Origin of the sequence: Arthrobacter sp. NPDC057388, assembly GCF_042668165.1 — a bacterium.
In the GTDB taxonomy this organism is placed as follows: Bacteria; Actinomycetota; Actinomycetes; order Actinomycetales; family Micrococcaceae; genus Arthrobacter.
The window spans coordinates 13,044-33,606 of sequence record NZ_JBHVBL010000040.1 but is presented as its reverse complement, the minus strand read 5'-3'; the positions used below and the strand labels follow the sequence as shown (position 1 = coordinate 33,606).

Annotated in this window: 20 protein-coding genes; 14 read left to right on the top strand and 6 right to left on the bottom strand. The window is 67.9% G+C overall.

Features of this window, described 5'->3' with window-relative positions:
- Positions 1-3 precede the first annotated feature (3 nt).
- The 7 genes from ssd (at position 4) to ACFUTU_RS16895 (ending at position 5,692) form a co-directional block, all read left to right on the top strand.
- Positions 4-1,101 (top strand): septum site-determining protein Ssd, encoded by a 1,098-nt coding sequence (gene ssd, locus ACFUTU_RS16925; RefSeq protein WP_377966314.1) that lies wholly within the window; start codon positions 4-6, stop codon positions 1,099-1,101.
- Positions 1,098-2,489 carry a TadA family conjugal transfer-associated ATPase gene (locus ACFUTU_RS16920; RefSeq protein WP_377966312.1) on the top strand — a complete coding sequence of 464 codons (1,392 nt, stop codon included), beginning with the start codon at positions 1,098-1,100 and terminating at the stop codon, positions 2,487-2,489. Before ssd ends, ACFUTU_RS16920 begins: the two co-directional genes overlap by 4 nt.
- Positions 2,486-3,289 (top strand): hypothetical protein, encoded by an 804-nt coding sequence (locus ACFUTU_RS16915; RefSeq protein ID WP_377966310.1) that lies wholly within the window; start codon positions 2,486-2,488, stop codon positions 3,287-3,289. The genes ACFUTU_RS16920 and ACFUTU_RS16915 overlap by 4 nt, the downstream gene beginning before the upstream one ends.
- Before the next feature lie 97 nt (positions 3,290-3,386).
- Positions 3,387-4,001 carry a type II secretion system F family protein gene (locus tag ACFUTU_RS16910; protein ID WP_377966308.1) on the top strand — a complete coding sequence of 205 codons (615 nt, stop codon included), beginning with the start codon at positions 3,387-3,389 and terminating at the stop codon, positions 3,999-4,001.
- Between the two features lie 403 nt (positions 4,002-4,404).
- On the top strand, positions 4,405-4,731 hold the full coding sequence (locus tag ACFUTU_RS16905) for a DUF4244 domain-containing protein (protein WP_377966306.1): 327 nt from the start codon (positions 4,405-4,407) through the stop codon (positions 4,729-4,731).
- Positions 4,728-5,300 carry a TadE family type IV pilus minor pilin gene (locus tag ACFUTU_RS16900; RefSeq protein WP_377966304.1) on the top strand — a complete coding sequence of 191 codons (573 nt, stop codon included), beginning with the start codon at positions 4,728-4,730 and terminating at the stop codon, positions 5,298-5,300. Before ACFUTU_RS16905 ends, ACFUTU_RS16900 begins: the two co-directional genes overlap by 4 nt.
- Entirely contained in the window at positions 5,297-5,692 is a 396-nt protein-coding gene (locus ACFUTU_RS16895) for an Rv3654c family TadE-like protein (protein WP_377966302.1), read from the top strand. The genes ACFUTU_RS16900 and ACFUTU_RS16895 overlap by 4 nt, the downstream gene beginning before the upstream one ends.
- Before the next feature lie 84 nt (positions 5,693-5,776).
- Here ACFUTU_RS16895 and ACFUTU_RS16890 read toward each other — a convergent pair whose 3' ends face one another.
- Together ACFUTU_RS16890 and ACFUTU_RS16885 are read right to left on the bottom strand one after the other, a co-directional pair.
- A complete protein-coding gene (locus tag ACFUTU_RS16890; RefSeq protein ID WP_377966300.1) occupies positions 5,777-8,173 on the bottom strand; it encodes a DEAD/DEAH box helicase in 2,397 nt (798 codons plus the stop codon).
- A 142-nt stretch (positions 8,174-8,315) separates the two neighbouring features.
- Positions 8,316-9,008 carry a GNAT family N-acetyltransferase gene (locus tag ACFUTU_RS16885; RefSeq protein WP_377966298.1) on the bottom strand — a complete coding sequence of 231 codons (693 nt, stop codon included), beginning with the start codon at positions 9,006-9,008 and terminating at the stop codon, positions 8,316-8,318.
- A gap of 125 nt (positions 9,009-9,133) precedes the next feature.
- Between ACFUTU_RS16885 and ACFUTU_RS16880 the strand changes: the two genes are divergently transcribed.
- Positions 9,134-10,027, top strand: coding sequence for a rhodanese-related sulfurtransferase (locus ACFUTU_RS16880; protein WP_377966296.1), 894 nt, complete (start codon positions 9,134-9,136; stop codon positions 10,025-10,027).
- 105 nt (positions 10,028-10,132) lie between these two features.
- Here the strand turns inward: ACFUTU_RS16880 and ACFUTU_RS16875 are convergent, their stop codons facing one another.
- The 3 genes from ACFUTU_RS16875 to ACFUTU_RS16865 all read right to left on the bottom strand — a co-directional run bounded on the left by ACFUTU_RS16875 (position 10,133) and on the right by ACFUTU_RS16865 (position 11,805).
- The gene (locus ACFUTU_RS16875; protein WP_377966294.1) at positions 10,133-10,642 is read right to left on the bottom strand and encodes a hypothetical protein; all 510 of its coding nucleotides are present in this window, start codon (positions 10,640-10,642) and stop codon (positions 10,133-10,135) included.
- A gap of 106 nt (positions 10,643-10,748) precedes the next feature.
- Positions 10,749-11,207, bottom strand: coding sequence for a hypothetical protein (locus tag ACFUTU_RS16870; RefSeq protein WP_377966293.1), 459 nt, complete (start codon positions 11,205-11,207; stop codon positions 10,749-10,751).
- Positions 11,208-11,217: 10 nt separating this feature from the next.
- Positions 11,218-11,805, bottom strand: coding sequence for a hypothetical protein (locus tag ACFUTU_RS16865; RefSeq protein WP_377966291.1), 588 nt, complete (start codon positions 11,803-11,805; stop codon positions 11,218-11,220).
- Between the two features lie 122 nt (positions 11,806-11,927).
- On the opposite strand from ACFUTU_RS16865, the gene ACFUTU_RS16860 reads away from it, so the two are divergent.
- Positions 11,928-13,547, top strand: a complete 1,620-nt coding sequence (locus ACFUTU_RS16860) for a methyltransferase (protein ID WP_377966289.1) — start codon at positions 11,928-11,930, stop codon at positions 13,545-13,547.
- Between the two features lie 98 nt (positions 13,548-13,645).
- On the opposite strand, the gene ACFUTU_RS16855 is transcribed toward ACFUTU_RS16860, so the two are convergent.
- A complete protein-coding gene (locus ACFUTU_RS16855) occupies positions 13,646-13,960 on the bottom strand; it encodes a hypothetical protein (protein WP_377966287.1) in 315 nt (104 codons plus the stop codon).
- Positions 13,961-14,147: 187 nt separating this feature from the next.
- Here ACFUTU_RS16855 and ACFUTU_RS16850 point away from each other — a divergent pair, with 187 nt between their 5' ends.
- From ACFUTU_RS16850 to proC, 5 genes are all read left to right on the top strand, one after another.
- On the top strand, positions 14,148-14,810 hold the full coding sequence (locus tag ACFUTU_RS16850; protein WP_377966285.1) for an ArsR/SmtB family transcription factor: 663 nt from the start codon (positions 14,148-14,150) through the stop codon (positions 14,808-14,810).
- Positions 14,811-14,915: 105 nt separating this feature from the next.
- Positions 14,916-17,639 (top strand): type I DNA topoisomerase, encoded by a 2,724-nt coding sequence (gene topA / locus ACFUTU_RS16845; protein WP_377966283.1) that lies wholly within the window; start codon positions 14,916-14,918, stop codon positions 17,637-17,639.
- Between the two features lie 43 nt (positions 17,640-17,682).
- Positions 17,683-18,132 carry an SseB family protein gene (locus ACFUTU_RS16840; protein WP_377966281.1) on the top strand — a complete coding sequence of 150 codons (450 nt, stop codon included), beginning with the start codon at positions 17,683-17,685 and terminating at the stop codon, positions 18,130-18,132.
- Between the two features lie 85 nt (positions 18,133-18,217).
- The gene (locus ACFUTU_RS16835; RefSeq protein ID WP_377966279.1) at positions 18,218-19,210 is read left to right on the top strand and encodes a Ppx/GppA phosphatase family protein; all 993 of its coding nucleotides are present in this window, start codon (positions 18,218-18,220) and stop codon (positions 19,208-19,210) included.
- Between the two features lie 504 nt (positions 19,211-19,714).
- A complete protein-coding gene (gene proC, locus ACFUTU_RS16830) occupies positions 19,715-20,548 on the top strand; it encodes a pyrroline-5-carboxylate reductase (RefSeq protein WP_377966277.1) in 834 nt (277 codons plus the stop codon).
- The last annotated feature ends 15 nt before the right edge of the window (positions 20,549-20,563 follow it).

Genomic DNA, 20,563 nt, shown 5'->3' with positions numbered 1-20,563 from the left:
GCAATGCAACTGACTGGTCCGGAACCGGGAACCTGGCTCCCCGATGACGGCGGGGACGTCCTGCTCGTCACCGGCTTTGAATTCCTGCGGGGCGAGGTGGAACGGATTGTCGCGGCCGCCGGCGGAAGGCTCCGGGTGGTGGACGACGTTGCAGAGGCCGCCCCGTTCTGGGATTCCGCCGCCGATGTCCTGGTCGGCAGTGACGTCCGTGAACTGCCGCCCCGGCGCCGTGCCCCCGCCGTTCTTGTAGGCCTCAGCGGGGAAGGGGACACACTCTGGCACCTTGGCGCCGCCTTGGGTGCGCAGCGCGTCGCCGTTCTTCCCGACGCCGCGGCCTGGCTGGCGGAGTACCTGAGCCGCTCTCGGTCTCCGGAGGCAGGCGGGCTGGTGCTGGGAGTCACCGGCGGCTGCGGAGGCGCGGGCGCCACCACGGCAGCTGCCTGGCTCGCGCAGGCCGCGGCTGAACTCGGTGCAAGGGTACTGCTCGTGGACGCGGACCCCTGGGGCGGTGGCCTCGAGCTGGCCCTGGCGGCGGAAGAATCACCGGGCCTGCGCTGGCCGGATTTGGCCGATGCCAGCGGCAGCATTGATCCACAGCAGCTCGCGGATGCCTTGCCCGTCGCCGGCGGGTTTTCGTTTCTGTCGTGGCCCGGAAGCAGGGAACGGCCGCCCCTCGTGGATCCGGTCACGGTGGGTGGAGTCCTCGACGCCGCACGGCGGGGATATGAGGTGGTCATTGTCGATATCGGCCGTAGCGCCGAGCCGTTGCGGACTTTTGCCTGGGACTGTGACCGCCTCCTGGTTGTGGTGCCCGCGCAGCTGAAGGCTGCCGTTGCCGCGGCGAGGCTGCTGCAGGAGCTGCCGCCGGTCGAATCGGCACTGGTCATCAGGGGAAAGGCCGGAGTCGCGCTGGACGCCGCGCTGGTTGCTGAATCCGTAGGGCTTCCCCTGCACGGGGTGATGCCCGAGGTGCGGGGCACAGCAGCCGCCACCGAGCTGGGCCGTCTGCTCGACCAGGGCAGGCGGAAGACGGTCCGGCGTTTCGCGTCCTCGGTGCTGGGCCTCCTCGCCGGCGATGTGCAGGGCGGGGACCCACGGTGAGTGCCCATCTGGGAGGGCCAGGTGCCGGTGCGCGTGGAGACAGTGCCGGCGCCCGGACTGCATCGGGCTTTCCCGCAGCACCAGCTTCCCGAGCCGCGCTCGGGGAGACGGCGGGCCGGCGGCGTGCGGCGCGGGTCCTGGACGCAGGGCTTCTTGAGACTGTCCGCGACTCGGTGATGGCGGAAGCCGGGCCGGTGACGCCGTCGCGGGTGGCGGCCGCGGTGCAGGCGACCGGAAAGCTGCTGGGAACAGCCGGTTCGCTCGCCGCCGCGGAACGGATCAGTGCCGAACTCAATGGCCTCGGGCCGCTGCAGCAGCTTGTCCGGGACCCCTCGGTCACGGACGTCTTCGTAAATGCCCCCGACTCCGTGTGGCTGGACCGGGGCCGCGGCATCGAACGGACCTCCGTGACCTTCGCGGGGGAGACCCAGCTCAGGGCCCTTGCCGCCAGGCTCGTGGCATCCGGCGGACGGCGGCTGGACGACGGGTCGCCCTGCGTGGACGTGCGGCTGGAGGGCGGCTACCGGGTCCACGCCGTGCTGCCTCCCATCTCTGCTGCGGGCACGCTGCTGAGCATCCGGATCCGCAGGGAACAGGTCTTCTCCATGGACGAGCTCCGGGACGGCGGCATGTTCGGGCCCCTGGTTCAGCGCGTACTGCAGCGCATGGTGGAGCAGCGGCTGAGTTTCCTGGTCAGCGGAGCCACCGGCTCGGGAAAGACCACCCTCCTGTCCACACTGCTCGGGCTCTGCCATCCGGGGGAGCGGCTGGTCCTGATCGAGGATGCCTCGGAGCTCAATCCGGTGCACCCGCATGTGGTCTCGCTGGAGTCGCGGCACGGGAACCTCGAAGGTGGCGGCGCCGTGGACCTCGGTGAGCTGGTTCGCCAGGCACTGAGAATGCGGCCAGACCGGCTGATTGTGGGGGAGTGCCGGGGCGCCGAGGTGCGCGAACTGCTGACGGCCATGAACACGGGCCACACCGGAGGCGGCGGCACCATCCACGCAAACACGGCAGGTGCCGTCCCGGCGCGGCTCACGGCCTTGGGAGCACTGGCCGGACTGGGGCAGGACGCGGTCCGCCTGCAGGTGGCCAGTGCTCTGGATGTGGTGGTGCACGTGGCCCGGGCGAGGCACGGCCGCTACGTCGCGTGCATAGGCATCCTGACTGAGCAGTCGGGCGGCCTGGATGTCGCTGTCGCCTTGGACATCTCAACCGGCACACCTGTCCCCGGGCCGGCGTGGGAATTCCTTGCCCGGCGGCTGGCCCTCGATCCCGGTCTAGTCCTGTCCCCGGCTACCGTGTCCGGGGCCGGCACTGTTCCCGACGCCGGCGCTGTACCCGAAGCAGGCGCTGGCCACCACGGAGCCCGCAAGGCATCGGCATGACCGCGGCCCTGGTTGGTGCGCTGGTGCTTGCCGCGTGGCTGATCGCGAGCCCCGCACGCGGACCGCTTCGGCGTGCACGCAGAGCCCTCGGCGGGACCGGCACAGGCACCGGCCGCGTCCGGCGCTCCGGCCGGCCCGTCACAACCGGCCGGAGCGGACTTGGCCTCACACGGGGCCGAAGCAAAGAGGCCTTCGTTTCCCTCACGGTCGTGGTCCAGCAGTTGGCCGCCCTGCTCAAGGGCGGCCGGGCGCCTTCCCGGCTGTGGGACGAAATGTGGCAGCTGTACGTGGAGCACGCTTCCTTGGATGACGGCGTGCGCCGGCCAGGGCTCAGCCCCGGATCGGCGGCTGTCCTGTCCGCTGCCCGGGGAGCAGCCCTGCGGGGAGCCCCGGTATCCGAGGCAATACGGTCGGCATGTTCGCCCTCGCGTCATGGACCCGGCGGGCGTGAGCCTCGGATCTGGGGTGAACTGGCGGCCTGTTTCGAGATAGCGGCGGCCAGCGGTTGTCCGCTGGCCGACATCCTGACCCGCTTTGCGGCGCAGTTGGAGGTTGAGGATGACGCCGAAGCCGCCCGGCAGACGGCGCTCGCCGGTCCCAAGGCGACGGTTTCGCTGCTGACCTGGCTCCCGCTGCTTGGACTGGGACTGGGTGTCTGCCTGGGCGTGGACCCGCTGGCCATGCTGCTGGGCACGCCGTTCGGAGTGGCGGCGCTGGTTGCTGGCATCGGGCTGACTATTGCCGGCCGGGTCTGGTCCGCAAGGCTCGTGCGGGCAGCGGCCGGAGCGGCTGCGCCGTGACTGCCCGCCAGCCAGGCTGTCCCTGCTTATCGGCCAGCCCCTGCTTAACTCGCCGCACCTGCTTTGCCGGCCACCCGGAGTCAGCTGGAGCAGGCCAATGAACGGCCCCGTTCTGGCGGCTGCCTTCGTCTCGCTGGCGCTGGCCGCGGCCGCATGCTTCGCCTTGGGAGGAACCGCCCACGTCAGATCAGGGCTCCTCCGCCGAAGCGGACTGGCGGCGGGAAACGGGATGGCGGATGGGGAGCCCTGCACGCAGGAACTGGCTGGGCATTTACCGGGGTTGCGGGACACCGCCATGATGCTTGAGCTGATTGCCGCCATGCTCCATGCCGGTGCCGGCATCGGCCGGGCCCTTGAACTGGTGGCCGCTGTGGCGTCACCCGAGTACGGTCGCGCGCTGCGGCCTGTTGTGGGTGCCATGGCCATAGGTGCCGACTGGGAGACGGCCTGGCGGAGTTCAGACGTGCGCTCGCCGGAAATACTGGCGCTGCGGGACGCCCTGGGCTTCGCGGCACTGACGGGTGCACCGTCGTCGACCATCCTTTATGCACAGGCGGCAAGGATGAGGCGGGAACGCTTCCGGGCGGCGGAGAAACGTGCTGCTTCGCTCGGGGTCAAGCTGGTGGTGCCGCTGGGACTCTGTTCGCTGCCGGCCTTCATCTGCCTGGGAGTCGTTCCCGTCCTGCTTGCCCTGGTTCCTTCGGGCGGCTGACCTTCTTCGGGTGGCTGAGCACCTTCAATGGCATGTTCCCGGTCCTCGCGGGGCGGGGGTCCCGCATTCCCATGCTTCGGGCGTCCGGGGGACGTTCGCGCACTGCTCCTGTCACCGCCAGGTCTGGTTTCCGCTGTCCTGCCGGCGTGAAGTGGCCAGCAACTACCCACTGGAACGGGTATGTCCCGCCGGAAGTTTTCCGTGCCGCCACGCATAGCCGCGGCTCCCTGCACTCCGCCGGCGTTCTCGCTCTCGCCCGCTGGGGCCCCGCCCGTGCCGCCGCACGGCCCTGGCTATCGCCGTCCAAGTACGGCACTTTCCCTCCACAGGCCTCCGCTCCGGCTGCTTTTCCACTTACGGAAGGTCAGGCCTTACCGGACCGGGCGGCGGACGGGAGAGTCGGATGCACCGGCAGTCCGCCGGACCAAGGAAAGGAAAATTCATGTCCCTCAACCACCAAACCCGGGGTGAAGCCGCCCGGCCCTTGCCCCAGGGTTCCACCGAAGCCGATGTGCTGGAGATCTATCCGGGTGCCAGCATGGCGCCACGGGTGAAGCCACGGCTGCGCACGCGCCTCATGGGTTCGGAAGCCGGCATGGCGACCGCGGAATATGCCATTGCCACGCTGGCGGCGGTGGGCTTTGCCGGGCTGCTGGTGTTCATCCTGCGAAGCGATGAAGTTCGTGGCTTCCTCCTCAACCTGATCCGTACGGCGCTGGCCCTGCCGTGAAACCCGCTCCGCAGATCCTGCCGGCGGCCGGACACCAGTCCGGGCGCGAGCACGGGACGCTTTCCGAGGACGCCGGCAGCCGCGGTCAGGGGAAGGACCGCGGTGCCGAGAGCCACTCCGGAAACAGCGGCGGAGCCGTGACTGCCGAATTCGCGGTGGCCCTTCCGGCGGTCCTGCTGCTTCTGGCGATGCTGCTGGCGGGGTCTGCGGCGGGGATCACCCAACTACGGCTCGAGGAGGCGGCCCGGGCCGGTGCCAGGGCACTTGCCAGGGGTGAGGACCCCTCCGCCGTCGACAGTATCGTCCGCAAGCTGGCCGGGCCGTCGGCCTCGTCGGCAGTGGTGCCCGGCGGGGAATGGACGAGCGTCACGGTGTCGGACCGGCCCGCAGGACCGTTGGGACGCATGGTTCCGTGGACGCTAACAGCCAGGGCAGAGGCCCGCAGCGAAACGGCATCGGCGATGCAATCCCCGGGAACGGCGGTGGCAGGGACCGGCCCTTTCGGGCCTGGACAGCAGGTGGCACCGGCCGGGCAGGGACGCGGCACCGGTACCGGGTGGCTCCTGTGAGCTGGCGGCGGAACCAGCATTTCGGCCGGCGGGGGAACCCCGAGTCCGGTGTCCAATCCGAACGCGGATCGGGCACTGTGCTGGCTGCGGGGCTCGGCATGGTGGTTGTCCTGATCATGGGACTGCTCCTCCTGCTGGCCCAGGCGTCGGCAGCCGCGTCCCGGGCGGCCGCAGCGGCCGACCTCGCCGCGCTGGCCGCCGCCGACGCGCTGCGCGGGGTGACGGCCGGGGAGCCCTGCCTCGTGGCAGCCGCCGTCGCTGCCCGCCACAAAGCGTCACTCATCAGCTGCACCGCGGGAGGCGACCAATCCATCGAAGTCAGCACGGAACTGCCCGCGGGGCCCCTCCTCGGCGCCGCCACCGGCCGGGCCAGGGCCGGACCCCCACCCTGAGACTAGAGGGGATCCAAATCCGGACCCCCACCCTGAGACTAGACGGGATCCAAATGAGGCGGCCTAAGCCGCCACGGGCTGCACCTAGACCGCATGCGGTGCAGGCGCGCCAGCCCGGGCATCCTCCGGCGCCAGGGCGTCCCGGGCATCCTTCAGCAACACGTCGATCAGCGTGACGGCGGCATCCTTGTCCAGCGGGTTGTTCTTGTTGCCGCACTTTGGTGACTGGACGCAGGAGGGGCAGCCCGATTCGCACTCGCAGGCCTCGATTGCATCCCTCGTGGCCGTGAGCCACGCCTTCGCTTTTTCGAAGCCCCGTTCGGCAAACCCGGCACCGCCGGGGTGGCCGTCGTAGACGAAAATCGTCGGGACGCCGGTGTCGGCATGGACCGCGGTCGAGACCCCGCCGATGTCCCAGCGGTCACTGGAGGCAACCAGCGGCAGCAGCCCGATGGCAGCGTGCTCGGCTGCGTGGAGGGCGCCGGGGAACTGCGCTTCAATCAGGCCGGCGCCTGTGAGTGACCTGTTCTCGACCTCAAACCACACGGCCTTCGTAAACAGGTCCCGGGCCCCCAGGTCCAGGGGTTCCTCGCCCAGGACTTCATTGGAAATCAGGGCCTTGCGCTGAAAGGAGACCACTTGCGTTGTGACCTTGACGTCGCCGAAATGCACGGCCACATCGCCCCACTGTGCCGTCCGCTGGGTCTCGAGGACCTCGATCTGAGTGATGTCCCGCGCCGTCGTGTAGTAGTCGGGATTGGCTCGGCGCACCACCACGCAGTGATCATCCTCATTCAGGTCCTCCACCACGTAGCTGTCACCCTGATGGACGTACACGGCTCCCGTGTGTGCCTGGTAATGGGTCTGCGGCGAATCCATTGTTCCGAGCAGTGAACCGGTGTCGGCGTTCACGATGCTCACCGGCCCGCCGCCGTCGGCGCGCAGATTCACCATGGCCGCCGCGCTCTGCGGATGGGTCCAGAACCAGCCGGCCGGTCGCCGCCGCAGGTAGCCCTGGGCCACCAGCTGACCGAGGAGTTTCTCCGCGGTGGCACCGAACAGGGGCAGTTCGGCCACGCCGAGCGGTAGCTCAGCGGCCGCGGCGCAGAGGTGCGGGCCCAGGACGTAGGGGTTTGACGGGTCAAATACCGTCGCTTCAACGGACACGTCGAAGATGGCTTCAGGATGGTTGACCAGGTAGGTGTCCAGGGGGTCGTCGCTGGCCACGAAGGCGGCGATGGCGTCCTGTCCGGCGCGGCCTGCGCGGCCGATCTGCTGGAACAGTGATGCCCTGGTGCCGGGCCAGCCAGCCACCAGGACCGCGTCGAGTCCCGAAACGTCGATGCCCAGTTCGAGTGCCGAAGTGCTGGAAATTCCCAGCAATTGGCCTGTCCGCAGTGCCCTTTCCAGGGCGCGGCGTTCCTCCGGAAGGTAACCGGAGCGGTAGGCCGCCACGCGTTGCGGCAGGCTGGGGTCGACTTCGTCCAGGAGCCGCTTGGTGATGGAGGAGATGGTTTCGGCGCCGCGCCGGGATTTGATGAACGCGATGGTCCGGATCCGTGCGGAGACGAGGTTTGCGAGAAGGTCCGCAGTCTCGGCCACGGCCGTCCTGCGCTCCTTGGCGCCGTTTTCGCCGCGCACCTCCGTGAGCGCAGGTTCCCAGAACGCCACAGTCGTGGACCCGTGCGGAGAGGAATCTTCCGAAACTCCTTGGACCGGCGCGCCAATAAGCCGGCCAAAGGACTTCTCCGGTTCCGAAGCGGTGGCGGAGGCCGCGATGAACACCGGTCCGGCGGAGCTGCCATCGGCTGCATAGTAGGCACAGATGCGCCGCAGCCGGCGCATCAGGTTGGCCACATGGGAGCCGAAGACGCCCCGGTAGCTGTGCGCCTCGTCCACGATCACGTACCGCAGGCGCCGGAAGAACCCTGCCCACCAGGCGTGGTTCGGGAGGATGCCGAAGTGCAGCATGTCGGGGTTGGCCAGAATGAAGTTCGCGTGGTCGCGGATCCAGCGGCGGGACGCCTGGTCGGTGTCGCCGTCGTATGTTTCGGCCCGGACGGTGGGCAGGTTCAGGGACCGGATCGCTGCGAGCTGGTCGGCGGCCAGCGCCTTGGTGGGGGACAGATACAGTGTCACCGCGCCGTCGTCGTGGATTTTTCCGGGCTCGGACAGGACCCGCAGCTCGGACCGGTGAATCGCGTCCAGTGCCGGCAGCTGGTAGGCCAGGGACTTCCCCGACGCCGTGCCGGTGGCGATTACCACGTGCCCGCCTTCGTGGGCGATATCGGCGGCCCGGATCTGGTGCCGGTAGGGCTGGTGGATGCCGAGCTTGCCGTAGGCGGCGACCAGGTCAGGGTGCGCCCAGGAGGGCCATGGTTCGTGCACGGCCTGGCGCGCCGGGATGGTCCGCACATGCCGGAGCTGCTCCGGGTCCGGGCCACGGCCCAGCAACGGAATCAGCGAGTCATGGGGGTTCACCCCAACATTCTTTCATCCGGGCAGAAATCGCCGGCACAACGCAAGACCCCGGCACAATGCAAGACCCGGAACAGAACAGGACAGTGACCAGCAGGCGTCAGCCGTCCTGGGCCGGAGGGCGACGAAGAACTGCGAGGAAGGGTCAGACCACGGAGAGGTCGGCGCCCTCATCCGAGGCGGAAAGCATCAGCACGTGGCACACCGAGGACCAGCCCAGATGTGAATACAGCTTCTGTCCGTCCAAGGATGCCAAAAGGAGGCCGTCTTCCACATCATGGGAAAACGCCTGCGCCGCCAGCGCCTTCATGATGAAGCTGCCCAACCCCCGGCGTTGGAAGGAGGGTTCAGTCACGATCTTGTCGAACACCGCAGTGCCATTGATGACGATCACGCGGCCGCTCACTGCCAGCGTCTCGCCGGAGCGCACTTCGGCAAAATGGACGCCGTTGGACTCCCACGTTTTCAGGGATAGGTCGTCGTCCGACAGCCACGGGTCCTCAGAGTCCTGGGTCTCCATGTCCACGACCATCATGGTCTGGGACGCCGATGTGGCGTTGAGGTTATGTTGCTCGGCCAGGAGCTTGTATCGTCCCACATCATTGGTGAGGATGGTCAGGATCCGCTTGGGGGCCTCGGCTGTCTTTGCCGCCAGATCCGCGAACTCGGCGTCCGTCGGGTCTGAAGCGAAGTATTCCCAGTCCCCGGTCGTGTCCGCGCGGAGGGCGGCGGGGAACCGTCCCTCGGTCCGGGTCTCGTAGCCCCGGCAGCCAGCCCAACCGGCTACCCAGACTTCAAGCAGATGAGTGATGTCTCCAACCATGGCTTCTGGCGTCATGTGATGAGCGTATTCCAGCGTTGTCATAAGCAACAGAGCCTTGGCGCTTGCTTATGCAATTGTGATAGCGGGCTCTTCCCCGGCCCCGAACCCTGTCCCGGCGCCCACCCAGTACCCTTAAATACGTGGCTTTGAACCGAATCGTGCTCTTTTACGGCTTTACCCCCATCGCAGACCCGGACGCAGTCCGCCTCTGGCAGCGCGCCCTGTGCGAAAAGCTCGGCCTGACCGGGCGCATCCTGATCTCCAAAGACGGCATCAACGCCACCGTCGGCGGCGAGATCGGAGCCGTCAAGCAGTATGTGAAAACCACCCGTGAATACAAGGGCTTCCGCGGCATCGACGTCAAATGGTCCGACGGCGGGGCGGAGGACTTTCCCCGCCTGAGCGTCAAGGTCCGCGATGAGATCGTTTCGTTCGGCGCCCCCGGCGAGCTGAAGGTGGACGAGAACGGCGTCGTCGGGGGCGGGACGCACCTGTTGCCCGAGGAACTCCACGAACTCGTCGAGGCGCGGAAGGCCAGCGGCCAGGACGTCGTGTTCTTCGACGGCCGGAACGCCTTCGAAGCGCAGATCGGCAAGTTCAAGGACGCCGTGGTCCCGGACGTGGCCACCACCCACGACTTCATCACCGAACTCGACTCCGGCAAGTACGACCACCTCAAGGACCAGCCGGTGGTCACCTACTGCACCGGCGGGATCCGCTGTGAGGTGCTGTCCAGCCTCATGGTGAACCGCGGCTTCAAGGAGGTGTACCAGCTCGACGGCGGCATCGTTCGCTACGGGGAGAAGTTCAAGGACCAGGGGCTCTGGGAAGGGTCCCTGTACGTCTTCGACAAGCGCATGCACCTCGAATTCAGCGAGGACGCCAAGACCATCGGCGAGTGCGTCCGGTGCCAGGCGCCCACCAGCAAGTTCGAGAACTGCTCGAACCCCAGCTGCCGCACGCTCACCCTGTACTGCGCCGGGTGCGCGGCCAACCCGGAGACACTGCGCTGCCCTGACGGCTGCGCCGCCTAAGCAGGGTGCCCCGGGCAGGGGAACCGCCTCAGCAAGGCGCGGTTGCGGCCCCTAAGAGCGGGCGCAGCAATGGCGCTAAGAGCGGGCGCAGCAATGGCCCGGCGGTCAGATCCGGCTGATCCGGTACGCGAAATTGGCGTCCGCCCGCGACTCAACCGTCACCCGCAGCACCGAGTCCTTGGACACGTGCACCACATTGACGCGGGACGTGCCGCACCGGAGGCTCAAATCCACCAGGGCGAACTCCGAATCGCGCACGGTGAAAGCCACCCGCCGCTCGCTCCGGCAGGCGAGGGTGAGGGAGTACGTGCCGCCCGGCAGTTGCTTGGTGGACTCGGTCTTGCTGCGGCCCCTGGCAACGCTGCCGTAGCTTGTGTGGAACACCTGTCCCTCGGCGTCGGGCAGGACGTCCTTCGCCCATTCCGTGAGCTCCTCGCCTGACACCGGCTCATTCTCCAGCGGGTCACGCGGCAGCACGGGATCCGTCACCACCGGGGCGGCGTCCGGAAGTTCGCCCCTGCCGTCGTCGTAGCTGTATTCACAGCCGGCCAGGACCGTTGCGACCAGCACACAGAAAAGCACGACGGCGGTTGCCGGCGCCCGCAGCCGACGCATGCGTCGCACCCGCCCCAAAAAACGATGCGCGGAGGCCATCCGCACCGTGGGCATACCCCGACTTTAAGCCCGCCGACGGCACCGGTACAGATGGTAATCGGCCGGCTTAGCGGGCTGGAACCAGATGATAGGCATACAGGAGCGGCGCGTCCACGCTGGAGGCGCTGATCTCCATTCGTCCCGCCTCCGGTACGGTGATCCTCGCCGTTTCCCTGCTGCCATTACAGGCCGCTCCGGCTTCCGTCAGCTCCTTGCCGGCGAGCGTCACCGCGAAGAACGCCTTGCCCCCGCCGTCGCAGGTAACGGTCAGCGTGTAGTCGCCAGACGGGACGCTGGCGGCGGACTGGACGATCCTGTTCCGGTTGAGGATCTTGCCCGCATCCTGCAGCACCGCCTGGCTGTCGGAGGGCAGCGCGGTGGACCGCCACTGGGGGACATCCGCATTCTCGACCGAAACCACGGGGGAGCAGGCTGCGACGGCCAGCATGATGGCCGCGGACGCCGCCGCGGCCAGGGCACGGGGAATCACCCGGGCAGGGGAAATCAGGGAACAACGCACAGGCATGGCTTCAAACTTACCGGGTTGGCGTGCTGCCGGGTTCCCGTCCCCTTTGCCGGCCCCGCTGCGACACCACAAAAGAGACAAGTCTGTCCGCCTCAGCCAGGACCTTGGCGGTGCCTGCGCTTGACGCCAGTACCTGCTCGCCGCGCGACTTCAGGGTTACGGGAATGGCCGTTGGCCTTGCCGTGGTGACGGGCGGTCCGGCAGCTTGGGGGACTTCCGGTCCCGCGGCCTGGTGTCCGGGAACCTGTGGTTCGGGGGCTGTGCGCCGGGCGCTCTCCTCGGACAGGGGCAGCGCGTCGATTTTGGCGCCGCCGATCTTGTCGAGCAGCTCGTAGTCCTCCCCGGTGCACAGGTCACTGGCCGCCAGGTGCCTCAGGGCGACCAGACCCACGACCGCCCTGCTGAAGTCCGGGTCCATGGCGAGGCCGATGGCCCACTGCGTCCGCTTCCACCACTGGTCCCGCCGGTCCGCCTCGCGCCGCTGGGCGAGCGTCCGCCAGGCAATCCAGCCGGCAATGAGCGCGGCCAGCAGCGGGGCGAATGCCGCCGCGTAGCGGAGCCAATCCGGATCGGCCGCCATGGCCTGGGTTCCGAGCATGGCCCAACTGTAGCTGCACGCACCGACAGTGAGGAGGCGCCACACAGGGCTGCGGCGCCGGCGGGGCGGCCGGGAAATAAAGGCGCGGGAAATAGGGGGCGGCCGGGAAATAGACTTGGCCGGTGACTGAACCAACGCTCTTCACCACCGGCAACACTCCCGACGCACCGCGCAGCGACCAGCCAGAGCTTCTGGAGGCGCTGGCCGCGGACCTCCGCGAGGCGGGCTACAACCTCGACGGCGTGGCGGAGCTGCTGGGGGAATCCGCGTACGCCGCCCTGGACCGCGACCAGCTCATCCCGGCGCTCATCGCCACTGAAGCGGCGGCCTCCGGTGACCCGCGCACCGCGGCGCTGGCCGCCGTCGTGCGTTTCTGGCTTTTGGCCGTGCCGCAGGAGCCGGAAGTGCTCGACGCCGCCCTGCCCCGGACCCGTGCGGAAGGCCTGGCGGCACTCGGCCTGGCAAAAATCACGGCGACCCAGGTGACGGCCGAGGCGGACCTGCGGCCCTACGGCTGGGACTCCGGCGGGGACAAGGGCATCGAAATCTGGGTGGCCAGCGACCTGGCTGCGCACCAGCGGCCCGGTGTGCTCAGGCACGACCACGTGCTCGGGATCGGGCAGGCCTCCACCACCCTCGTCCAGTCCACCATCCGGCGGCCTGCCGGCAGGGCGCTGGACCTGGGCACCGGCTGCGGCATCCAGACCTTCCACCTTCTGCAGCACGCCGGCCACGTCACCGCCACCGACATCTCGGCGCGCGCCCTGGCATTCACGCGCTTTAACCTCCTGCTCAATGCCGCGGCGCTGGACATCGATCCGGCGCGGCCCGAAGAGCGCGTGAGCCTGCGGCTCGGATCGCTGCTGGAGCCCGTCGCGGGAGAGGAGTTCGACCTCATCGTGTCCAATCCGCCCTTCGTCATCACACCCCGCACCGCCGGAGAGGCCGCGGCGGACCAGTTCACCTACCGCGACGGCGGCCTGCCGGGGGACGATATCGTGGCGTCGCTCATCCGCTCCCTGCCCGGTGTGCTCGCCCCGGGCGGAACAGCCCAGCTTCTGGGCAACTGGGAGGTTCCGGAGGGCTCGGCCTGGGACGAACGGCCGCAAAACTGGGCCGGTCCGGACACCGACGCGTGGTTTATCCAGCGCGAACAGGTGGGGCCGGAGCAGTACGCCGAGACCTGGCTGCAGGATTCCTCCGAGACCCGCGACCGCCGGCACTACCAGGATGCCTACGCAGCGTACCTGGCGGACTTCGCGTCACGGAACGTGGGCGGGATCGGTTTTGGCATGGTCTTCCTGCGCCGCCCGGCGGGTGCGCGGCGCATCCACCGGTTCGAGGAGATCACCTACCCGATCGAACAGCCGATCGGCCCGCACCTCGGGGCGGCCGTGGAGCGGGCGGACTGGCTGGCGGAGCATGACGTGTCCGCCGCCCATCTGCTCGTGGCCGAGGACGTCACCGAGGAGCGCCACCAGCGCCCCGGCGCCGAACACCCCGGCGTCATCCTGCTCCGCCAGGGCGCAGGTCTGCGCCGAACCAACCTGCTGAGCACCGAACTGGCCGGCTTTGTCTCCGCGTGCGACGGCGACCTGACCGCCGGGCAGATCATCGGCGCCCTTGAGGCGCTGCTGGGCGGGACGGAGGGGTTCGACGGCGATGCTTTCCGCGGCGGCCTGCTCACCGAAGTGGCCAACCTGGTCCGCGACGGTTTCCTCCTGCCCGCTTCGCAGGACTGACCCAGGCACCGAACCGAAGCGCGAACGGACAGTTGTGGCCCCAAATCCCTGCGGATCCGGGGCCACAACTGTACGTTCGCGCTGATGCTGTTAGGGAGTCAGTTGATGTGGGCGTGCTTCATTCCGGGAGCGGGAACGTCCAGGGTGAAGCCACACATGCAGCGGTAGGTGACGGCGTCGGCGGCGCCCACGGTCTTCATCGAGCGGATCAGGCGCTGGCCGTCCACCCGGATGGCCATTTCCAAGGAGAATTCCTGGTCCAGCCGCTTCATGGGCCGCCGGCAGTGCCGCGGAGTTCCCATAGCCGCCAGCAGGGAGCCGTCAAGGTCTGCGTCCGTTTCCAGGCTGGCGTCCGTCACTTGGCCGGCGGGCTGGGCTGCCGGCATCAAGGCGTCTTCGTCGAGGGTAATCATGGTCTTCCTTTGGGCTTTTCACGGAACCGCCAACATTGGCGGCCCCGCCGCGAAACTGCTTGCGGGAGGTCTGTTTACGGAAGTAAGCAAAGCATGCTTAGTATTTCCGAAGCAAGCCGGCCCGGCGGGAACGGGGGATCTCAAAGACTTCTTTCAGAGCCCGTGGGCGGCTGCGTAGACTGAAGAAATGACTTCAGAATGGCCGCCGCCGGAGCCTGGATCCAGCGCCGCGCCGGGGCGCAAGAGCCGGCCGGAGAAGAAGGTGGAAATCACCGATCCCAAGGCGATCCGGGCCCTGGCCCATGCCGCCCGGCTGGAGGTCATCTCCGAGCTGTACTCCACGCAGGCCAGCCGGACCGCCACCGAACTCGCGCAGCAGACAGGGCTGACGCCCAGTGCGATGAGCTACCACCTGCGGGCGTTGCAGAAGTGGGGCATCGTGGTCGCGGCCGAGGCGTCTGCCGATGCCCGGGAACGCCGGTGGAAGGCCGCGGGCACGGATTTCGCGATTAACTCGGGCGGGGCGGTGGCGGGCCCGGACTTTGCCGTCATCGACATCGAACTGGATGCGTTCCGCCGCCGCGCCAGCGCGTACGCCAGGGTGCGCGACGAGCAGCGGCGGCGCGGCGAGGACGCGGATCCGCCATCCGCTGTTCTGCTCGCCAGCAACCTGCTCTATCTCACGGCCGACCAGCGCGCCGAGCTTACGGAAAAGGTCTTTGAACTGCTTCGGGGCTACGAGCTGGAGGATCCCAGCCGCATTCCGCCGGGTGCCGAGCGGATCGCCACCATGTGGTCCATGATTCCGGATGACCGCACCCTGCCGGGCAGCCGGCAGTCCCAGCCGTGACCGGGGCCACCGATTTCCACATGACAGCGCAGGATTCTGCAAAATATGGTGAACTAGGCCAATATGGGCTGATCTGCCCGAGCAATCTTTTTCTGTAGGAGCACTGTGCCAAGCAAGGCCAAAACCGGCAAGAAACTCGTGATTGTGGAGTCTCCGGCCAAGAGCAAGACCATCGCCAAGTACCTGGGCGAGGGCTTCATCGTTGAGGCCTCCATCGGTCACATCCGCGACCTGCCGCAGCCGTCCGAGCTCCCCGCGGACCTGAAGAAAACCTCCCTGGGCAAGTTCGCCGTCGACGTCGAAAACGACTTCAAGCCCTACTATGTCGTCTCCCCGGACAAGAAGAAAAAGGTGGCCGAGCTCAAGGCCCAGCTCAAGGACGCCGACGCTCTCTACCTCGCAACCGATGGGGACCGCGAGGGCGAAGCCATCGCGTGGCACCTCCTGGAGGTCCTGAAACCCAAGGTTCCCGTGTACCGGATGACCTTCGGCGAAATCACCAAGGAAGCCATCCACCGGGCCATGGACAACCTGCGCGACGTCGACGCCGCGCTGGTGGACGCCCAGGAAACCCGCCGCATCCTGGACCGCCTGTACGGGTACGAGATCTCCCCGGTGCTGTGGCGCAAGGTGGCGCGCGGGCTGTCCGCCGGCCGCGTCCAGTCAGTGGTTACGCGCATGGTGGTGGACCGCGAACGGGAGCGCATGGCGTTCAAGGCCGCGTCCTACTGGGACCTGACCGGGCAGTTCGGGGCCGATGCCGGCTCCTTCAAAGCGAAGCTCGCCGCCGTTGACGGCGCCAAGGTCGCCACTGGCCGGGACTTTAACGACGACGGCGAACTCACCTCGCGCAATGTGGCGCACCTGAACGAGGAACTCGCCACCTCCCTGGCCGCCGCCCTGCAGGACGCCGATTTCCGTGTCCGCGCGGTGGACACCAAGCCGTACACGCGCCGTCCCGCCGCGCCGTTCACCACCTCCACGCTGCAGCAGGAGGCCGGCCGCAAGCTGCGGTTCTCGTCCAAGAGCACCATGCAGATCGCCCAGCGGCTGTACGAGAACGGCTACATCACCTATATGCGTACGGACTCCTCGGCGCTGAGCGACGAGGCCGTCACGGCCGCCCGCCGCCAGGCTTCCGAGCTGTACGGCCCCGAATACGTTCCGCAGTCGCCGCGCGTCTACACCAGCAAGGCCGCCAATGCGCAGGAAGCCCACGAGGCCATCCGTCCCGCCGGTGACTCCTTCCGCACCCCGGCACAGGTTGCCCAGCAGCTCAGCGGCGACGAGTTCCGCCTGTATGAGCTGATCTGGAAGCGCACCGTCGCCTCGCAGATGGCAGACGCCAAGGGCTCCACAGCCACTATCCGGCTCGGCGCGGTAGCCTCCGACGGCCGCGACGCCGAATTCTCCGCCTCCGGCACGGTCATCACGTTCCCCGGCTTCCTGGCCGCCTACGAGGAAGGCAAGGACGAAAGCCGCGGCGACGACGACTCGGATGAGGCCCGCCGCCTGCCGAACGTTGCCAAGGGTGACGGCCTGACCGCCTCGGAGATTGTCGCCGTCGGCCATGAGACCTCGCCGCCGCCGCGCTACACGGAAGCGTCCCTGACCGCCGAACTGGAAAAGAAGGGCATCGGACGCCCGTCCACCTACGCCTCCACGATCTCCACCATCCAGGACCGCGGCTACGTGCGGAAGCAGGGTTCGGCCCTGGTGCCGAGCTGGATCGCCTTCTCCGTGGTGCGGCTCCTCGAACAGCACTTCACGGACTACGTGGACTACGAGTTCACGGCCGACATGGAAGGCGACCTGGACAAGATCGCCAACGGCCAGGCCGTTGGCGCCGCCTGGCTCAAGCACTTCTACTACGGCGAAGACGCCGATCCCGGCCTGCTCAGCATCGTGAACAACCTGGGCGAGATCGATGCCCGCGAGATCAACTCCGTGCCCATCGCGGACGGCATCACGCTGCGCGTGGGCAAGTTCGGGCCGTACCTGGAGAGCTCCCTGCCCACGGTTGACCCCAAGACCGGCGAAGTGGTGGAGTCCGCCCGCGCCAACGTCCCGGACGACCTTGCCCCGGACGAGCTCACGGCCGAGAAAGCCGTGGAGCTCATGGAAACCGCGGCTCCCGAGGAGCGGGTCCTGGGTGCCGATCCGCACACCGGGCACACGGTGGTGGCCAAGAACGGCCGCTACGGCGCCTACGTCACCGAGATCATCCCGGAAATGACCGAGGAGCAGCTGGCCAACCTGCCCGTGGAGTACTACAAGAACGGCAAGCCCAAGCCGCCGAAGAAGCCCGTCAAGGCCAAACCCCGCACCGGTTCGCTGTTCAAGTCCATGACCGTGGAGTCCGTCACCCTGGACGAGGCGCTGCAGCTCATGAGCCTTCCCCGGGTGCTCGGCGAGGACGCCGAGGGCAACCCGATCACGGTGCAGAACGGCCGCTTCGGCCCGTACCTGAAGAAGGGCACGGACTCGCGGTCTATTGGTTCCGAGGAGGAAATCTTCACCATCACGCTGGAGCAGGCGCTGGAGATCTACTCCCAGCCCAAGCAGCGCGGCGCCCGCGCGGCCGTGCCGCCGCTGGCCGAATTCGGTCCGGACCCGGTGTCGGAGAAGAACATCGTGGTGAAGGAGGGCCGCTTCGGTCCCTACATCACCGACGGCATCACCAACATCACCGTGCCCCGCAGCACCTCGCTGGAGGAACTGACCCGGGAACGCGCCGTCGAACTTCTTGCCGAAAAGCGGGCCAAGGGCCCGGTCAAGCGCACCGCCACGCGCAAGGCCCCGGCGAAGAAGGCTGCTGCGAAGAAGTAGGGGACGAATTGCTTCGTGCCCGGCAACGTGGTCGAGTAGATGCATGACTGAACAGCCGGAACCCGCAGACACCACGCCGCTGAACGACCTTGAGGAGAAACTGGCCCGGGGCGGCCAGCCGGACGCCGATCCCGTGGACGTCATCCTGTCGTTCCTCAACAACGAGGTCTACATCGTGAGCTCCGACGCGCTTGAGGGCGAGGACTCCCAGGTTGAGCCGCTCGTGCTGGGCAACGCGGACGGCCAGCCCGTCCTGGCGGTGTTCTCGCACCCCAGCCGGGTGGACGCACAGTACCTTGAGGCCGCCCCGAACGTGCTGGGCACCCAGGGCGCGGCGATCATCGCCAACATCGGTGATGAGCTCGGGATGGTCATCAACCCGGGTGCCGCCTATGGCTTCGAGATCAACCCCGAAGGCATCGCCAACATCAAGCGCGACTTCAAGCGTGCCGACGAGGTGGATCCCAACCCCGCAGGGCTCGAAGGCGAGTAAGCGCCGCGGTTGCCGGCAACCGGCGTCGTCCGCAATGTAAGCGGCGGGTTGCGTCCGCTGCGCCGGCGGGAGGAATAATGGCAGGATGCGGCTAGGCGTCCTCGATATCGGTTCCAACACTGTCCACCTCCTGCTGGTGGATGCCCACCCCGGCGCACGGCCGGTGCCCTTCGCTTCGCACAAGCGGCCCCTGTCGCTTGTGCAGTACCTCGACGAGGACGGCAACATCACCGACGAGGGCCAGCATGAGCTCACCGAGTTCGTGCTGGAGGCCTGGGAATTCGCCGCGCGGCACAAGGCCGATGACCTGCTGGCATTCTGCACGTCCGCCATCCGCGAGGCCACCAACGGCCCGGCGGTACTGGCCCGGGTCAAGCACGAAACCACTGTGACGCTGCAGGAACTCACCGGCAGCGAGGAAGCGTCCATGACGTTCTTCGCCGTCCGCCGCTGGTACGGCTGGGGCGCCGGCACGATCCTGAACTTCGACATTGGCGGCGGTTCCTTTGAAATGGCCCTCGGGCAGGACGAGCTGCCGGAACTGGCCACGTCCGTGCCCCTTGGCGCGAGCCGGCTCACCCGCGACTGGCTGCACGAGGATCCGCCGTCCGCCAAGAGCGTCAAGGAACTGCGCCGCTACATCAGGGCCACCCTCAAGCCCGTGGTCCGCAACTTCAACGAGGTGGGCAGGGCGAACGTCGTGGCAGGCACCTCCAAGACGTTCCGGTCCCTGGCGCGGATCGCCGGGGCGGCCCCCAGCGACGCCGGGCCGTACGTAAAGCGCGACCTGAACCGCACGGACCTGGGCATCTGGGCGCAGCGGATTTCTGCCATGAAAACCGAGGACCGGCTCCACCTGCCCGGGGTGTCCGAGGCGCGCGCCAACCAGCTTCTCGCCGGCGCGCTGGTGGCTGAAGCAGCCCTGGAGCTTTTTGAGTACAAGAAAATCAAGATCTGCCCGTGGGCGCTGCGGGAGGGCCTCATCCTCCGGCGTCTCGACCAGCTGGTGTTCGACGGCCCGCTGGAACCGGCACCGCATGTGGGCGTCCAGCAGGCGTCGGCGCTACCTGCACTCTAGGGCCGGGCTGCTTTTCCCCCCGCTGGACGCCTCCCGGCCGGACTGTCCGTCTTAAACGAGCAAGCGCTTAAACAGCAAGCGCCGGCCGGTTACGCAGAAGAAGCTGGGGGGAACACTTCTGCAACCGACCGGCGCCGCTCCGGTCCCGAAGGGCCGGTTTCCATCACTCGCACCTGTGAGGCGTTTACGACTATAGCGGCCGAGTATGGGCGTTCAGGGTGAACTACCTGAAAGCCGGCTGGGAGTGCGTTTGCCGGTGGCGCTTAAAGCAAAGACACCGGCGGTCTGCTGCAGAAAAATGGGCAAAACCACTGCAGACCGCCGGTGCCTGACAAGCATCCCCATGCTTGCTTCATCACTCGCACCCTCAATGAGGTACTTCCTAAGGTAGGGGCCGAAGGTGTGTGAATGCTTCGGCCAACATGTGAGCTTCCTGTGAATGGCGCTCCTCCCGGTCAGTGGACGCCATCTGCATCCGCAGCGCTGAACTGCAATGATGGACCAATGAGCAACCGAATCGCATTCCTTGGCTGTGGATCAATGAACGAGGCCATTCTGGGCGGCCTCCTTGAAAGCGGCACGGATCCCATGGAGATCGTGGCCACCGTCCGGCGCGCGGAGCGGGCAGCGGAGCTGGCCGAGCGCCACGCCGGCATCACCGCCATCGCCGGCAGTGAAGAGCCCGACAACAACAAGCAGGCGGCGAAGGGTGCCGGCGTCGTGATCCTTGGTGTGAAACCGGTGGGTATCGCGGATCTGGCCCGGGAAATCAGCGGTTCCCTGTCACCGGATGCGATCGTCATCAGCGTTGCCGCTGCGGTGTCCATCGCCCAGCTTGAAGCCGCCCTGCCCGCAGGGCAGCCGGTGATCCGGACGATGCCCAACACGCCAGCGAAGCTGGGCCGTGGCGTGGTCTCGGTCTCTGCCGGCACCAGCTGCTCGCCCGAGCAGCTCCAGCGGGCGAAAGATATTCTCGGTGCGGTGGGAACCGTCGTCGACATCCCCGAGGAACAGGTGGATGCGCTGGGCGCCATCAGCGGTTCGGGTCCCGCGTACGCCTTCTACCTGGCCGAGGCTATGGCCGCTGCCGGCGTCGAGCTTGGTCTCGACGAGGAGCTGGCGCTTCTGCTGGCGCGTGAAACCGTGGCAGGGGCCGGGCTCATGCTGGCCGAACCGGGCGCCGAGCCGGCTGCCCTCCGTAAGGCTGTGACAAGCCCCAACGGCACCACCGAACGGGCCATCGCCACGTTCAACGACCGCGGCATGCCGGCAATCATCGCGGCCGGCGCGCGCGCCGCTGCCGACCGCGCCGCCGAAATCACCAAGCAGCTCGGCTAGTCTCCACCGTGGCCC

What these genes read in the sequence shown, in the direction of transcription:
- ACFUTU_RS16840 (WP_377966281.1), top strand. Translation starts at nt 17,683, where the DNA reads ATGACTGAACAGCCGGAACCCGCAGACACCACGCCGCTGAACGACCTT.
- ACFUTU_RS16850 (WP_377966285.1), top strand. Translation starts at nt 14,148, where the DNA reads ATGACTTCAGAATGGCCGCCGCCGGAGCCTGGATCCAGCGCCGCGCCG.
- ACFUTU_RS16905 (WP_377966306.1), top strand. Translation starts at nt 4,405, where the DNA reads ATGCACCGGCAGTCCGCCGGACCAAGGAAAGGAAAATTCATGTCCCTC.
- ACFUTU_RS16875 (WP_377966294.1), bottom strand. Translation starts at nt 10,642, where the DNA reads ATGCGTCGGCTGCGGGCGCCGGCAACCGCCGTCGTGCTTTTCTGTGTG.
- ACFUTU_RS16885 (WP_377966298.1), bottom strand. Translation starts at nt 9,008, where the DNA reads ATGACGCCAGAAGCCATGGTTGGAGACATCACTCATCTGCTTGAAGTC.
- ssd (WP_377966314.1), top strand. Translation starts at nt 4, where the DNA reads ATGCAACTGACTGGTCCGGAACCGGGAACCTGGCTCCCCGATGACGGC.
- ACFUTU_RS16915 (WP_377966310.1), top strand. Translation starts at nt 2,486, where the DNA reads ATGACCGCGGCCCTGGTTGGTGCGCTGGTGCTTGCCGCGTGGCTGATC.
- ACFUTU_RS16910 (WP_377966308.1), top strand. Translation starts at nt 3,387, where the DNA reads ATGAACGGCCCCGTTCTGGCGGCTGCCTTCGTCTCGCTGGCGCTGGCC.
- ACFUTU_RS16870 (WP_377966293.1), bottom strand. Translation starts at nt 11,207, where the DNA reads ATGCCTGTGCGTTGTTCCCTGATTTCCCCTGCCCGGGTGATTCCCCGT.
- ACFUTU_RS16835 (WP_377966279.1), top strand. Translation starts at nt 18,218, where the DNA reads ATGCGGCTAGGCGTCCTCGATATCGGTTCCAACACTGTCCACCTCCTG.
- proC (WP_377966277.1), top strand. Translation starts at nt 19,715, where the DNA reads ATGAGCAACCGAATCGCATTCCTTGGCTGTGGATCAATGAACGAGGCC.
- ACFUTU_RS16865 (WP_377966291.1), bottom strand. Translation starts at nt 11,805, where the DNA reads ATGCTCGGAACCCAGGCCATGGCGGCCGATCCGGATTGGCTCCGCTAC.
- ACFUTU_RS16855 (WP_377966287.1), bottom strand. Translation starts at nt 13,960, where the DNA reads ATGATTACCCTCGACGAAGACGCCTTGATGCCGGCAGCCCAGCCCGCC.